The sequence below is a fragment of the Paraburkholderia terricola genome (assembly GCF_900142195.1).
GTDB classification, from domain to species: Bacteria; Pseudomonadota; Gammaproteobacteria; order Burkholderiales; family Burkholderiaceae; genus Paraburkholderia; species Paraburkholderia terricola.
On record NZ_FRAB01000015.1, the window covers coordinates 114,379 to 128,084 of the forward strand.

11 protein-coding genes are annotated in these 13,706 nt (G+C 66.9%); all 11 read left to right on the forward strand.

Translation table 11 applies throughout. The features are described from left to right. Positions 1–20: 20 nt before the first annotated feature. The 11 genes from BUE39_RS15495 to BUE39_RS15545 all read left to right on the forward strand — a co-directional run bounded on the left by BUE39_RS15495 (position 21) and on the right by BUE39_RS15545 (position 13,702). Positions 21–995, forward strand: a complete 975-nt coding sequence (locus tag BUE39_RS15495) for a quinone oxidoreductase family protein (RefSeq protein ID WP_073429592.1) — start codon at positions 21–23, stop codon at positions 993–995. A gap of 164 nt (positions 996–1,159) precedes the next feature. Next, positions 1,160–1,273, forward strand: coding sequence for a potassium ABC transporter ATPase (locus tag BUE39_RS15500; RefSeq protein ID WP_073429541.1), 114 nt, complete (start codon positions 1,160–1,162; stop codon positions 1,271–1,273). Further along, a complete protein-coding gene (kdpF, locus tag BUE39_RS15505) occupies positions 1,270–1,362 on the forward strand; it encodes a K(+)-transporting ATPase subunit F (protein ID WP_073429542.1) in 93 nt (30 codons plus the stop codon). The genes BUE39_RS15500 and kdpF overlap by 4 nt, the downstream gene beginning before the upstream one ends. Then, entirely contained in the window at positions 1,359–3,212 is a 1,854-nt protein-coding gene (kdpA, locus tag BUE39_RS15510; protein ID WP_073429543.1) for a potassium-transporting ATPase subunit KdpA, read from the forward strand. The genes kdpF and kdpA overlap by 4 nt, the downstream gene beginning before the upstream one ends. A gap of 60 nt (positions 3,213–3,272) precedes the next feature. After that, positions 3,273–5,369 (forward strand): potassium-transporting ATPase subunit KdpB, encoded by a 2,097-nt coding sequence (kdpB, locus tag BUE39_RS15515; RefSeq protein WP_073429593.1) that lies wholly within the window; start codon positions 3,273–3,275, stop codon positions 5,367–5,369. 15 nt (positions 5,370–5,384) lie between these two features. After that, positions 5,385–5,963: a potassium-transporting ATPase subunit KdpC gene (kdpC, locus tag BUE39_RS15520; RefSeq protein WP_073429544.1), complete on the forward strand. Its 579-nt coding sequence runs from the start codon at positions 5,385–5,387 to the stop codon at positions 5,961–5,963. Between the two features lie 184 nt (positions 5,964–6,147). Then, positions 6,148–9,075 (forward strand): DUF4118 domain-containing protein, encoded by a 2,928-nt coding sequence (locus tag BUE39_RS15525; RefSeq protein ID WP_073429545.1) that lies wholly within the window; start codon positions 6,148–6,150, stop codon positions 9,073–9,075. Then, entirely contained in the window at positions 9,068–9,766 is a 699-nt protein-coding gene (kdpE, locus tag BUE39_RS15530; RefSeq protein ID WP_073429546.1) for a two-component system response regulator KdpE, read from the forward strand. Before BUE39_RS15525 ends, kdpE begins: the two co-directional genes overlap by 8 nt. 117 nt (positions 9,767–9,883) lie before the next feature. Next, positions 9,884–10,204: a quaternary ammonium compound efflux SMR transporter SugE gene (gene sugE / locus BUE39_RS15535; RefSeq protein WP_073429547.1), complete on the forward strand. Its 321-nt coding sequence runs from the start codon at positions 9,884–9,886 to the stop codon at positions 10,202–10,204. Between the two features lie 289 nt (positions 10,205–10,493). Further along, a complete protein-coding gene (locus BUE39_RS15540; RefSeq protein ID WP_073429548.1) occupies positions 10,494–11,105 on the forward strand; it encodes a DUF4126 domain-containing protein in 612 nt (203 codons plus the stop codon). Positions 11,106–11,212: 107 nt separating this feature from the next. Continuing rightward, positions 11,213–13,702 (forward strand): ABC transporter permease, encoded by a 2,490-nt coding sequence (locus BUE39_RS15545; protein ID WP_090518745.1) that lies wholly within the window; start codon positions 11,213–11,215, stop codon positions 13,700–13,702. Positions 13,703–13,706: the final 4 nt, after the last annotated feature.

The window sequence follows — 13,706 nt, forward strand, 5'->3', positions numbered from 1 at the left end:
CCAGACATCCAGGAGACATGATGAGCAAAGCAATCCGATTCGATAAAACCGGCGGCCCCGAGGTGATGAAATGGGTCGACGTGGAAGTAGGCGAGCCGGGCGCGGGCGAGATCCGCATCAGGCAGACGGCGGTCGGGCTGAACTACATCGACGTGTATTTCCGCACGGGTCTGTATCCGTTGCCGCTGCCCGGCGGTCTCGGCATGGAGGCGGCCGGTGAAGTGACCGCGGTCGGCTCGGGCGTGAGCGGTCTGAAAGCGGGCGATCGCGTCGCCTATGTCGCGCGGCCGCCCGGCGCCTACGCGCAGGAGCGCGTGCTGTCGGCGGCGCAGGTGATCAAGCTGCCCGACGCATTGAGCGACGAGCAGGCGGCCTCGGTGATGCTGCAAGGCTTGACCGCACAATATCTGCTGCGCCGGACCTATCCGGTGAAAGCCGGCGACACGATCCTGATCCAGGCCGCGGCGGGCGGCGTCGGCCTGCTGGTTTGCCAGTGGGCGAAGGCGCTCGGCGCGACGGTGATCGGCACGGTCGGCTCCGACGAAAAAGCCGAGATCGCGAAGGCGCACGGCTGCGATCACGCGATCGTCTACACGCGCGAGAACTTCACGAAGCGGGTGCGCGAGATCACCAACGGCGCGGGCGTGCCGGTGGTGTACGACTCCATCGGCAAGGATACGTTTACGGCTTCGCTCGACTGCCTCGCGCCGCTCGGCATGTTCGTGAGCTTCGGCAATGCCTCGGGACCGTTGCCGCCGATCGATTCATCGGAATTCGCCGGACGCGGCTCGCTGTTCTTCACGCGCCCGACGCTCTTTTCCTATATCGCGAAGCGCAGCGATTACGAGGCGATGTCAGCCGAGCTGTTCGACGTGCTGGTGTCGGGCAAGGTCAAGACGAGCATCAATCAGCGTTACGCGCTGACGGACGTCGGCCGTGCGCACGCCGATCTCGAAGGGCGCCGCACCACGGGTTCGACTATTCTGCTGCCGTAACACGCGCGAAACCAAGTCCAGCGTTTGAAAGGCCGTTCCATCCACGATGGAACGGCCTTTTCCGTTTACGCGATTTTTATACGCGCCACGCCATCTTTGACCGGCCCTTTACGCGCTTCGGCATAACGTTGCGTCCATCCGAAGTCCGTGAATGGGGAACAAAAATGGATGTGCTGTATGTCGGGGGCCTGGCGCTGTTCGCCGCGCTGACCTTTGCATTGATCGCGGGCTGCGAGAAGTTGATGCAGTTCCGTCGTGGACAGGGAGCGCGGTCATGAACTGGATGCTCTGGTTGTCGGGCGCGGCCACCGCGCTGCTGTTTATTTACCTGGTCTATGCGCTTCTGCGCGCGGAGGACATTGAATGAACTCGAACAATGTCCTGCAGGCCGGGTTTTTCATCGTCGTGCTGCTGGCGGCCGCGGTGCCGATGTCGCGCTATCTGAGCGCCGTGATGAACGCAAACCCGAACGCGAACCCGGACGGCAATTCCAACGGCAAGCCCAACGGCATCTCGCGTGTGCTTCGCATCGGCGCGCCGATCGAGCGCCTGCTGTATCGCCTCGCGGGCGTCGATCCGTCGACGGAAATGAGCTGGAAGCACTACGCGATCGCCACGATCGCGTTCAACGTGCTCGGCGTCGCGTTCCTGTACGCGCTGCTGCGCGTGCCAGCCTGGCTGCCGGGCAACCCGCAGCAGTTCGGCCCGATGACGGTCGACGGCGCGTTCAACACCGCGATCAGCTTCGTCACCAACACGAACTGGCAGGACTACACGCCGGAACAAACCGTCGGCTATCTGACGCAGATGCTCGGCCTGACCGTGCAGAACTTTTTCTCCGCGGCCACCGGCATCGTGGTGGTGATCGCGCTGATTCGCGGCTTCGCGCGTCACAGCGCGCAAACCATCGGCAACTTCTGGGTCGACCTGACACGCGTGACGCTTTACGTGTTGCTGCCGATGTCGCTGATCCTCGCGACGCTGCTGATGAGCCAGGGCGTGATCCAGAACTTCAAGGCCTACGAGGACGTGCCGACGCTGCAAACCACGAGCTACGCCGCGCCCCGCCTCGACGCCCAGGGCAACCCGATGAAGGACGCGAAGGGCAACCCGCTCACCGTCGATACGCCGGTCAAGACGCAGACCATCGCGATGGGTCCGGTCGCCTCGCAGGAAGCGATCAAGATGATCGGCACCAACGGCGGCGGCTTCTTCAACGGCAACTCCGCGCATCCGTTCGAAAACCCCACGCCGTTCTCGAACTTCCTGCAGATCTTCTCGATCCTGATCATCCCCGCCGGCCTGGCGCTGCTGTTCGGCCGCATGATCGGCGACCGCAGACAGGGTGTGGCCGTGCTCGCGGCGATGGCGATCGGTTTCGGCGTCTGCGTGTTCGGCGAGATCGGCGCGGAGCAGAGCGGCAATCCGGCGCTCGCCGCGTTGCACGTCGATCAGTCGGCGAGCGCGTTGCAGTCGGGCGGTAACGCCGAAGGCAAGGAAACGCGTTTCGGCATCGCGCAATCGGGCATCTTCACGGTGGCGACGACCGCGGCTTCGTGCGGCGCGGTCGCCAATACACACGACTCGCTGACGCCGATCGGCGGCCTCTATCCGATGCTGCTGATGCAACTCGGCGAAGTGATCTTCGGCGGCGTGGGTTCCGGCATGTACGGGATGCTCGTGTTCGCGCTGCTGGCGGTGTTCGTGGCGGGCCTGATGATCGGCCGCACGCCCGAATACGTCGGCAAGAAGATCGAGGCCTACGAGATGAAGATGGTGTCGATCGTCGTGCTGCTCACGCCGCTGCTGGTGCTCGTCGGCACCTCGATCGCGGTGCTGAGCGACGCGGGCAAGGCGGGCATTCTGAACCCCGGCGCGCATGGTTTCTCCGAGATCCTCTACGCGTTCAGCTCGGCCGCCAACAACAACGGCAGCGCGTTCGCGGGCCTCACCGTGGGCACGCCGTTCTACAACTGGCTCACCGCCATCGCGATGTGGTTCGGCCGCTTCGGCACGATCGTGCCGGTGCTGGCGATCGCCGGCTCGCTCGCCGCGAAGAAGCGCATCGGCGTGACGGGCGGCACCTTGCCCACGCATGGTCCGCTCTTCGTCGTGCTGTTGCTCGGCACGGTGCTGCTGGTCGGCGCGCTGACCTATGTGCCCGCGCTCGCGCTCGGACCTGGCGTCGAACATCTGATGATGATGGGCGCGCATTGAGCCCGGTGATGACGACAAGTGATCGAAAAGCGACGCGCCAACGGGAAATTCGAGGATTCAATGACTGAACATAACTCAACGCGGTCCATGTTCGACCCGGCGCTGTTGCGCCCGGCGATCGTGGACTCCTTCAGGAAGCTCACGCCGCGCACGCAGTTCCGCAATCCGGTGATGTTCTGCGTGTACGTCGGCAGCATTCTGACGACCATTCTGTGGCTCGCCGCGCTCGGCGGCCAGGCCGAGGCGCCCGCGGGCTTCATTCTCGCGGTCACGTTGTGGCTGTGGTTCACGGTGCTGTTCGCCAACTTCGCGGAGGCGCTCGCCGAAGGCCGTTCGAAGGCCCAGGCCGCGTCGCTGCGCAGCGCGAAGAAAGACGTGATGGCGAAGAAGCTCAACGAGCCGCATCCCAAGTCGCCGATCCGCATCGTGACCGCCTCCGATCTGCGCAAGGGCGACGTCGTGCTGGTCGAGACCGGCGACGTGATTCCGGCCGACGGCGAAGTGGTGGACGGCGTCGCGTCGGTGGACGAATCGGCGATCACGGGCGAATCCGCGCCGGTGATCCGCGAGTCGGGCGGCGATTTTTCGTCGGTGACGGGCGGCACGCGGGTGCTGTCGGACTGGATCGTGGTGCGCGTCACCGCGAATCCGGGCGAGGCGTTCCTCGACCGCATGATCGCGATGGTCGAGGGCGCGAAGCGTCAGAAGACGCCGAACGAAATCGCGCTGACCATCCTGCTGGTCGCGCTGACGATCGTGATGCTGCTCGCCACCGCCACGCTGCTGCCGTTCTCGATGTTCTCCGTCGAGGCTGCGCATCTGGGCAACTCCTCGGGTCACGTGGTGACGATCACGGCGCTCGTCGCGCTGCTCGTGTGTCTGATTCCGACCACCATCGGCGGACTGTTGTCGGCGATCGGCGTGGCCGGCATGAGCCGGATGATGCAGGCGAACGTGATCGCCACCTCGGGCCGCGCGGTGGAAGCGGCCGGCGACGTCGACGTGCTGCTGCTCGACAAGACCGGCACGATCACGCTCGGCAATCGCCAGGCCTCGCAGTTCGTGCCCGCGCCCGGTTTCACCGAGGAAGCGCTCGCGGACGCCGCGCAGCTTTCGTCGCTCGCGGATGAAACGCCGGAGGGCCGCAGCATCGTCGTGTTGGCGAAGCAGCGTTTCAACATCCGCCAACGCGACATGGCTTCGCTGCACGCGGTGTTTCTCGCGTTCACCGCGCAAACGCGGATGAGCGGCGTCGATCTCGTTGACCGCGAAATCCGCAAGGGCGCGGCCGATGCCGTGAAGCTCTACGTCGAGGCGAACGGCGGCCGTTTCCCGAACGAAGTCGGCAACGCGGTGGCCGACGTCGCGCGCCGCGGCAGCACGCCGCTCGTGGTCGCCGAGAAAGGCGAGCAGGGCGCGCGCGTGCTCGGCGTGATCGAACTGAAGGACGTGGTGAAGGGCGGCATCAAGGAGCGCTTCGCCGAACTGCGCAAGATGGGCATCAAGACCATCATGGTGACGGGCGACAACCGCCTGACCGCGGCGGCGATCGCCGCCGAAGCGGGCGTCGACGATTTCCTGGCCGAAGCCACGCCGGAAGCGAAGCTCGCGACGATCCGCGGGCACCAGGCCGAAGGGCGCCTCGTGGCGATGACCGGCGACGGCACCAACGACGCTCCGGCGCTCGCGCAAGCCGACGTCGCGGTGGCGATGAACACCGGCACGCAGGCTGCGAAGGAAGCCGGCAACATGGTCGACCTCGATTCGAATCCGACCAAGCTGATCGAGATCGTCGAGATCGGCAAGCAGATGCTGATGACGCGCGGCTCGCTCACCACGTTCTCGATCGCCAACGACATCGCCAAGTACTTCGCCATCATTCCGGCCGCGTTCGCCACGACCTATCCGGCGCTCAACGCGCTGAACGTGATGCATCTGGCGACGCCCGCCTCGGCGATCATGTCGGCGGTGATTTTCAACGCGCTGATCATCGTGCTGCTGATTCCGCTGGCGCTCAAGGGCGTGCGTTACCGCGCGCTCGGCGCGGCGATCCTGCTGCGCCGCAATCTGCTGATTTACGGTCTGGGCGGGATCATCGTGCCGTTCATCGGCATCAAGCTGATCGATATGGTGCTGGCCGCGTTCGGCTGGGTTTAAGAGGAATTGCCAATCATGAAAAATCTGTTCCGTCCGCTGATCGTGATCTTCGCGGTGCTCGCCGCGCTCACCGGACTCGCTTATCCCGCGTTGATCACCGCCGTCGGTCAGACGTTCTTCCACGCGCAGGCCAACGGCAGCCTGCTCGAACAGGACGGCAAGGTGGTCGGCTCGAAGCTGATCGGCCAGCAGTTCGACGCGCCGCAATACTTCTGGGGCCGGCTCTCGGCCACCAGCCCGATGCCTTACAACGCGCAAGGCTCGGGCGGCTCCAACCTCGGGCCGACCAACCCGGCGCTGATCGATGAAGTGAAAGGCCGCATCGACGCGTTGCAGGCCGCCGGCACCGATCTGTCCAGGCCGGTGCCGGTCGATCTGGTGACGTCCTCGGGCAGCGGTCTCGATCCCGAGATCAGCCCGGCTGCGGCGGCTTACCAGATCGAGCGCGTGGCGAAGGCGCGCAAGCTCGCGGCGAACGACGTGCAGGCGCTAGTGGATCGTTATACGAGCGGTCGTCAGTTCGGCATTTTTGGCGAGCCGCGCGTGAACGTGCTGCAACTGAACCTGGCGTTGGACGAGATGAAGCGCGGTTGAACGCAAGCGATGCCCGAAGGCGGCGGCTCACGCGCCCGCCTTTGTTTTTTGCATCGCCCGCATCGCGACGTTGTCATGCCGCCGGGTGTCGCCGTGTATCGCCGTGTATCGCCATTTGCGGCCGGCTCGCCGCCGTGCCACCATGCACACACCGCCGCTCGCCCAACTATGAAAACCATTGAGCATGAACCGCCCCGATCCTGACGAACTGCTCGACAAGCTGCAACGCGACGAAGAAAAACGTCAGCGCGGCAAGCTGAAGATTTTTTTCGGCGCGTCGGCGGGCGTCGGCAAGACCTATGCGATGTTGCAGGCCGCGCGCCGCCGTCACGATGAAGGCGCGGACGTGGTGGTGGGCATCGCCGAAACGCATGGCCGTGGCGAAACCGCCGCGCTGCTCGCGGGGCTCGACGTGCTGCCGCTCGCGCAGATCGACTATCGCGGCCGCACGCTCGGCGAGTTCGATCTCGACGCCGCGCTTGCGCGCAAGCCGCAACTGATACTCGTCGACGAACTCGCGCATTCGAACGTGCGGGGCGCGCGGCATCTGAAGCGTTGGCAGGACGTGTACGAACTGCTCGATGCGGGCATCGACGTCTACACGACGGTCAACGTGCAGCACCTCGAAAGCCTGAACGACGTGATCGGCCAGATCACCGGCATCCGTGTCTGGGAGACGGTGCCCGACCGCGTGTTCGATCGCGCCGACGAAGTCACGCTGGTCGACTTGCCCGCCGAGGAACTGCTCGACCGCATGCGCGACGGCAAGGTGTATTTGCCGCAGCAGGCCGAGCGCGCGGTGCGCAACTTCTTTCGCAAGGGCAATCTGATCGCGCTGCGCGAGCTGGCGCTGCGCCGCACCGCGGATCGCGTGGACGCGCAGATGCGGGAATATCGCGCCGACCGGTCGATCGAGCGCATCTGGCAGGCGCGCGAGCGCTTGCTGGTTTGCGTCGGGCCGGGCCCCGAAGCGCCGATGCTGGTGCGGGCGGCGGCGCGCCTCGCCGCCAGTCTCAAGGCCGACTGGATCGCGGTCTATGTGGAAACGCCCGCGCTGCAGCGCCTGCCCGACGCGCGCCGCGAACGCACGCTCAACGCGCTCAAGCTCGCGGCCGAACTCGGCGCCGAAACCGCGACGCTCGCGGCCGCCGACGCGGCCACCGCGCTGATCGGCTATGCGCAGGCTCGCAACGTGTCGAAGCTGGTGGCGGGCGCGTCGGTCCGCGCGGGCTGGCTGCGCCGATTGCGCCGGCCGTTCGGCGAGCGCATCGCCGAGCACGCGGGCGAACTCGATCTCACGCTGATCCGCGCGTCGTCCGAACGCGACGGCGGCGAGCAGAGCCGCCTGCTCACCACCACCGCGAACGCGTGGCGCGATGCGTTGAGCGCGGCGCGCGAACGCCGCTCGCCGCCGCGCGCCTATGGTTTCGCGCTGGCGATCTGCGCGGCCATCACGCTCCTGTCGAGCCAGTTGAGCGGCCATATCGATCTGACGAACCTCGTCATGCTGTACCTGCTCGGCGTGATCTTCACGGCGGTGAAGCTCGGACGCGGGCCGGGCGTGATGCAGTCGTTCATGAGCGTGGCCGCGTTCGATTTCTTCTTCGTGCCGCCGCGCATGTCGCTGTCGGTTTCCGATACGCAGTATCTGCTGACGTTCTTCGGCATGCTGCTCACCTCGCTCGTCATCAGCCATCTCACGTCGAGCCTGCGCCGCGAGGCGAGCGTCGCGCGCCGCCGCGAGCAGCGCACCGGCGCGATGTACGCGATGGCGCGCGAACTGGCCGCGGCGCTCACCACCGAGCAGATCGTCGAGATCGGCAGCCGGCATGTGAGCGAGGTGTTCGGCGCGCGCGTCGCGATGCTGTTGCCGGACAGCGCCGATAAAGTGAAGCAGAAGATCGAGGACCCCGACGCGGCGATGCTGCTCGACGGCGAGATGCTCGATAGCGACGTCGGCCAATGGGTCTACGATCAGCAGAAGCCGGCCGGGCATGGCACCGACACGCTGCCGGCCGCCGCCGCGCTGTACCTGCCGCTGAAGGCGCCGATGCGCACGCGCGGCGTGCTCGCGGTCGCGTTGCGCGACGAGCGCGAGCTGAACGTGCCCGAGCAGCAGCGCATGCTCGACGCGTTCGCCGCGCAGATCGCGCTGGCGCTGGAACGCGTGCATTACGTGGATATCGCGCGCGACGCGCTCGTCAACATGGAATCGGAGCGCTTGCGCAATTCGCTGCTGTCGGCGATCTCGCACGATCTGCGCACGCCGTTGACGACCATCGTCGGGTTCTCGTCGATGCTCGCTCAGTCGCGCGATACGCGTGCTGACGCCCACGCCGACACCGGCGCCGACACCAGGGCCGACGCCCGGCCCGACGACGATCTCGTCGAAGCGATCCACGAGGAAGCGCTGCGCATGACCGGCATCGTCACGAATCTGCTCGACATGGCCCGCTTGCAGGCCGGCAGCCTGCAATTGAATCAGCAGTGGACGCTGCTCGAGGAAACCGTGGGCGCCGCGCTGCGGGCGTGCAAACGCGTGCTGGCCGAGCATCCCGTGCAGGTCAAACTGGCCGCGGACTTGCCGCTGCTGCATCTCGACGCCGTGCTGATGGAGCGGCTGTTCTCGAACCTGTTCGAGAACGCGGCGAAATACACCCCGCCGCACACGCCGTTGACGATCGGCGCGCAGCGTCTCGACGCGGACGGCCAATCGTTCGTGCGCGTCACCGTCGACGATAACGGACCGGGCCTGCCCGCCGGCATGGAAGCGCGCGTGTTCGAGAAGTTTACGCGCGGCGAGAAGGAGTCGGCCAAGCCGGGCATCGGCCTCGGCCTCGCGATCTGCCGCGCGATCGTCGAAGCGCACGGCGGTACAATCGGCGCGCTCAACCGGATGTCGGCGGAGGGGCGCGTGGAAGGCGCGCGCTTCTGGTTCACGCTGCCGGTGGAAACGCCGCCCGACGCGCCCGACGTGCTGGACGTGCTGGACGATGAGGGCGCCGATCCGCTGAATGACGAAAGAGCCGATCGCTTCGCCGGTCCTCTCGCGGATCCGCTTGGCCACGACGACCCGACACTTCACCCGCATCCCAAGCCTACCCATGAGTGACCCCGGCATCACCGTCGTCCTGATCGAAGACGAAAAGCAGATTCGCCGTTTCGTGCGCAGCGCGCTGGAAGGCGAGGGCATCGTCGTGCACGACGCCGAAACCGGCAAGCAGGGTCTCGTGGAGGCCGCGACGCGCAAGCCCGATCTGGTGATCGTCGATCTCGGCCTGCCCGACACGGACGGCCTCGACGTGATCCGCGAACTGCGCGGCTGGAGCGAACTGCCGGTGATCGTGCTGTCGGCGCGCACCCAGGAGAGCGAAAAAGTCGCCGCGCTCGACGCCGGCGCGGACGACTACCTCACCAAGCCGTTCGGCGTGTCCGAATTGCTGGCGCGGATTCGGGCGCAGATGCGGCGGCGCAATCACGGCGGCGCGAACGAGTCGCCGCTGGTGCGCTTCGGCGCGGTCACCGTCGATCTGGCCTTGCGGCAAGTGAGCCGCGACGGCGTCGCCGTTCATCTCACGCCGATCGAATACCGCCTGCTCGCGACGCTGGTGCGCCACGCCGGCCGCGTGCTCACGCACCGGCAACTGCTGCGCGACGTGTGGGGGCCGTCGCATGTGGAGAGCCATCACTATTTGCGCATCTACATGGCGCATCTGCGCGGCAAGCTGGAGCGCGACCCGGCGCAGCCGGAGCATATCGTCACGGAAACGGGGGTTGGCTACCGGCTGGTCGGCACGGTCTGACCGACGGACGCGGGTCGCGACGGCATCGCGCCCCGTTTGCTAGAATTACGGACCGTAAGGACGACCTTACGCACATTCACAAACGGGGACGGCCCCATCTGACCAACGAGCTGTCTCATGTCCTGGATTCTTCTGTTGATCGCCGGTTTGCTTGAAGTCGCCTGGGCGGCCGGCCTCAAGAGTTCCGAAGGTTTCACCCGGCTCTGGCCGTCCGTGTTCACGATCGTGACCGCGCTCGGCAGCTTCGTGCTGCTCGCCCTGGCAATGCGCCAGTTGCCGCTCGGCACGGCCTACGCCGTCTGGACGGGCATCGGCGCGGTCGGCGCATTCATCTTCGGCATCGTGATGATGGGCGAGGCGTTGAGCGTCGCGCGCGTGGCCAGCGCGGCGCTGATCGTGGTCGGACTGATCGGGTTGAAGCTGTCGTCAGGGCATTGAGCCTCATTGCCCGCTCATTGGCCGCCTCGCTTCGTTGCCCGCTTCATTCCCCGATTCGTGCGGCGCACCCGTGCCCGCGCCGCCTGTGTCCCGCCGGATTGCGCCATTTGTTCGCCGCTCTGCGTTCTGCGAATTAACGTGGCTATAATGAGACTGAATCCAAACTGAATGTTGCCCGCGGCCTACGGGGCGCGGCCGGCTTGGCGCGGGTCTGACGACTTCGGCGCGGCGGCTCGTTCCGCCATGCTCGCCGAAGCGCCCGGCACGCACAGCGCGCCCGGAGGCGGCCATGCTTGAATCACTTTCGCTTGCGGCGGGCCTCTCGTGGGGCAGCGGCCTGCGCCTCTATCTGACGGTCCTGCTGGCCGGCGTGTTCGCCCGCCTCGGCCTCATCCATCTACCCGATACGCTGTCCGCGCTGTCCTCGCCGTGGGTGATCGGCGTGGCCGGCGTGCTGACGCTCACCGAATTTCTCGCCGACAAGATTCCCGCGTTCGATTCGTTGTGGGACGCGATCCATACGTTTATCCGCATTCCGGCCGGCGCCATGCTGGCGGCCGGCGCGCTCGGTCATGCCGATCCTGCGCTGCTGACGGTCGCCGCGCTCGCCGGCGGCACGCTGGCCGGCAGCGCGCATCTGGCGAAAGCGGGCACGCGCGCGCTGATCAATCTGTCGCCGGAACCGGTGTCGAATATCGTGACCTCCACCGCTGAAGACGGGCTCGTGTTCGGCGGCATGCTGCTCGCGCTGTTCGTGCCGCTCGTGTTTCTGGTGTTGATGGTGGGCTTCATCATCCTGGCCGGCTGGGCGTTGCCGCGCCTTTGGCGCGGCGTGCAGGGCGGTTTTCGCGGCATGGCGACGCATATGGTGTCGCGTTTGGCGAGGAGCAGGCACGATTGAGCGATACGGTAAGGACCGCGGCGGCGCGCGCCGCGTCTGCAGCGACGGGGACCGCGGACACGGCGCGCCGCTTCGGCGGCATGCATCTGTTGCGCCAGGCCATCCGCATGACGGCGCGCGACTGGCGCGCGGGCGAACTGACGATGCTGCTGCTGGCGCTGGTGCTGGCCGTCGCGGCGTTGTCGAGTGTCGGCTTTCTGGCTGACCGTCTGCATCAGGGACTCGAGCGCGACGCGCGGCGCATGATCGCCGCCGATTTCATCGTGCGCGCCGATCATCCGGTCGATCCGCAATTCGCCGAAAAAGCCAGGGCGCTCGGCCTGAACACCGCCACCACGGCGATCTTTCCCAGCATGATCAATTCGACCGGCGCGCAGCCGGCCTCGCGGCTCGCCGCCGTCAAGGCGGTGTCGCCCGGTTATCCGCTGCGCGGCGCATTGCGGATCGCCTCGGCGCCGGGTGCGGCTGACCATCCGGCGCAATCGATTCCGCCGCCGGGCACCGTGTGGGTCGATCAGGCGCTGCTCGATGCGCTCAAGCTGCGGGTCGGCGACACGGTGAAGGTCGGCAAGCGCGGCTTCACGATCGGCGCGCTGATCACCCGCGAACTCGACCGCGGCTTTTCGTTCGTCAACTTCTCGCCGCGCTTGATGCTGCGCGCCGACGAACTTCAATCGACGGGACTCATCGCCTTCGGCAGCCGCGTGACGCACAGACTGCTGGTGGCGGGCGCGGACGATGCGGTCGCGCGTTTCGCGCAGTTCGCGCATGGCCGCGTGGACGGCGGCAAGATGCGCGGCGTCGCGCTGGAATCGTTGCAGGACGGCCAGCCGCAAGTGCGTCAGACGCTCGACCGCGCGGGCCACTTCCTCACGCTCGTGTCGCTGCTCACCGCGTTGCTCGCGGCGGTGGCGATCGCGATGGCCGCGCATCGGTACATGCGCCGGCATCTGGACGGCTGCGCGGCGATGCGCTGCCTCGGCGCGAGCCAGGCCACGCTGCGCGCGCTCTTCACGCTCGAATTCGTCGGCATCGGCCTGATCGGCGGCGCGCTCGGCGTGGCGCTCGGCTACCTCGGGCATCTCGCGTTGCTGACATGGCTCGGCAGTCTGATCGACGTCGCCTTGCCTTATCCGACTGCGTGGCCCGCGCTGCAAGGCATCGCCACTGGCCTCGTGCTGCTGCTCGGCTTCGCGCTGCCGCCGCTGTTGCCGCTCACGCGCGTGCCGCCGGTGCGCGTGTTGCGCCGCGAATGGGGCGAGGCGGGCCGCACCGCATGGGCCGCCTACGCGCTCGGCATCGTGCTGTTCGCCGCGTTGCTGATCGTCGCGGCGGGCGAGTTGAAGCTCGGCGGGATCGTCGCGGGCGGCTTCGCGGGCGGTCTGCTGGTGTTCGCGTGCATCGCGCGAGTCGCGCTGTGGGGCGCCGCGCGTATCGTGCGCAGCGAGCGCGTGAATGCGGGGATCGGCTGGCGCTATGCGCTGGCGTCGCTGGAGCGGCGCAGCGGCGCGAGCGCGCTGCAGATCACGGCGCTCGGCATCGGCCTGATGTGCCTGTTGCTGATTGCGATGACGCGCGACGATCTGGTGGCCGGCTGGCGCAAATCGACGCCGCCCGATGCGCCGAACGAATTCATCATCGACATCCAGCCCGATCAGCGCGAAGCCGTCACGCAATACCTGGACACGCATGGCCTGCCCGGCACGGTGCTCTCGCCGATGGTGCGCGGGCGGCTGATCGCGATCAACGGCAAGCCGGTGAATCCCGATTCGTTCAAGACCGAGGACGCGAGGCGCCTGGTCGATCGCGAGTTCAATCTGTCGTACACGACCGAATTGCCCGACGACAACCGGCTCGCGGCGGGCACGTGGTATGGCGACAGCACAACCCCACAGATCTCGATCGAGCAGGGGCTCGCGAAGGTGATCGACGTGAAGCCCGGCGACGTGCTGCGCTTCGACGTGACGGGCTTGCAGATCGACGCGCCGGTGACGAGCGTGCGCAAGCTCGACTGGGGTTCGTTCAAGGTCAACTTCTTCGTATTGATGCCGCCCGTCGCCTTGCAGGATTTCCCCGCGACGTTCATTACGAGCTTCCATCTGCCGCGTGACAAACAGTCGACCATCGACGGCCTGATCGCCGCCTATCCGAACCTCACGGCGATCGACACCGCGCCGATTCTCGCGCAGGTGCAGCGCGTGTTGCAGCAGGTGATCGGCGCGGTGCAGTTCCTGTTCGCGTTCACGCTCGCGGCGGGCGTGCTGGTGCTCTACGCCGCGCTCGCCGGCACGCGCGATGAGCGCATGCGAGAATCCGCGCTGCTGCGCGCGCTGGGGGCGTCGCATCGCCAGGTGCGCGCGGTGCAGGTCGCGGAATTCGTCGCGGTGGGGACGCTTGCCGGGTTGATGGCGGCGCTCGGCGCACAGGCGATCGGCTGGGTGTTGGCGACCCGCGTGTTCGAGTTTTATCTGAGCTTCAATCCGTGGCTGCTGCCGGCGGGCATCGTGGCCGGCGTCGCGTGCGCGGGTCTCGGCGGCTGGCTGAGCTTGCGGCATGTGCTGGCGCGGCCCGCGTTGCAATCGCTGCGGGACGCGTGATTTT

What these genes read in the sequence shown, in the direction of transcription:
- sugE (WP_073429547.1), top strand. Translation starts at nt 9,884, where the DNA reads ATGTCCTGGATTCTTCTGTTGATCGCCGGTTTGCTTGAAGTCGCCTGG.
- kdpE (WP_073429546.1), top strand. Translation starts at nt 9,068, where the DNA reads ATGAGTGACCCCGGCATCACCGTCGTCCTGATCGAAGACGAAAAGCAG.
- BUE39_RS15545 (WP_090518745.1), top strand. Translation starts at nt 11,213, where the DNA reads ATGACGGCGCGCGACTGGCGCGCGGGCGAACTGACGATGCTGCTGCTG.
- kdpF (WP_073429542.1), top strand. Translation starts at nt 1,270, where the DNA reads ATGAACTGGATGCTCTGGTTGTCGGGCGCGGCCACCGCGCTGCTGTTT.
- kdpB (WP_073429593.1), top strand. Translation starts at nt 3,273, where the DNA reads ATGACTGAACATAACTCAACGCGGTCCATGTTCGACCCGGCGCTGTTG.
- BUE39_RS15525 (WP_073429545.1), top strand. Translation starts at nt 6,148, where the DNA reads ATGAACCGCCCCGATCCTGACGAACTGCTCGACAAGCTGCAACGCGAC.
- kdpC (WP_073429544.1), top strand. Translation starts at nt 5,385, where the DNA reads ATGAAAAATCTGTTCCGTCCGCTGATCGTGATCTTCGCGGTGCTCGCC.
- BUE39_RS15495 (WP_073429592.1), top strand. Translation starts at nt 21, where the DNA reads ATGAGCAAAGCAATCCGATTCGATAAAACCGGCGGCCCCGAGGTGATG.
- BUE39_RS15540 (WP_073429548.1), top strand. Translation starts at nt 10,494, where the DNA reads ATGCTTGAATCACTTTCGCTTGCGGCGGGCCTCTCGTGGGGCAGCGGC.
- BUE39_RS15500 (WP_073429541.1), top strand. Translation starts at nt 1,160, where the DNA reads ATGGATGTGCTGTATGTCGGGGGCCTGGCGCTGTTCGCCGCGCTGACC.
- kdpA (WP_073429543.1), top strand. Translation starts at nt 1,359, where the DNA reads ATGAACTCGAACAATGTCCTGCAGGCCGGGTTTTTCATCGTCGTGCTG.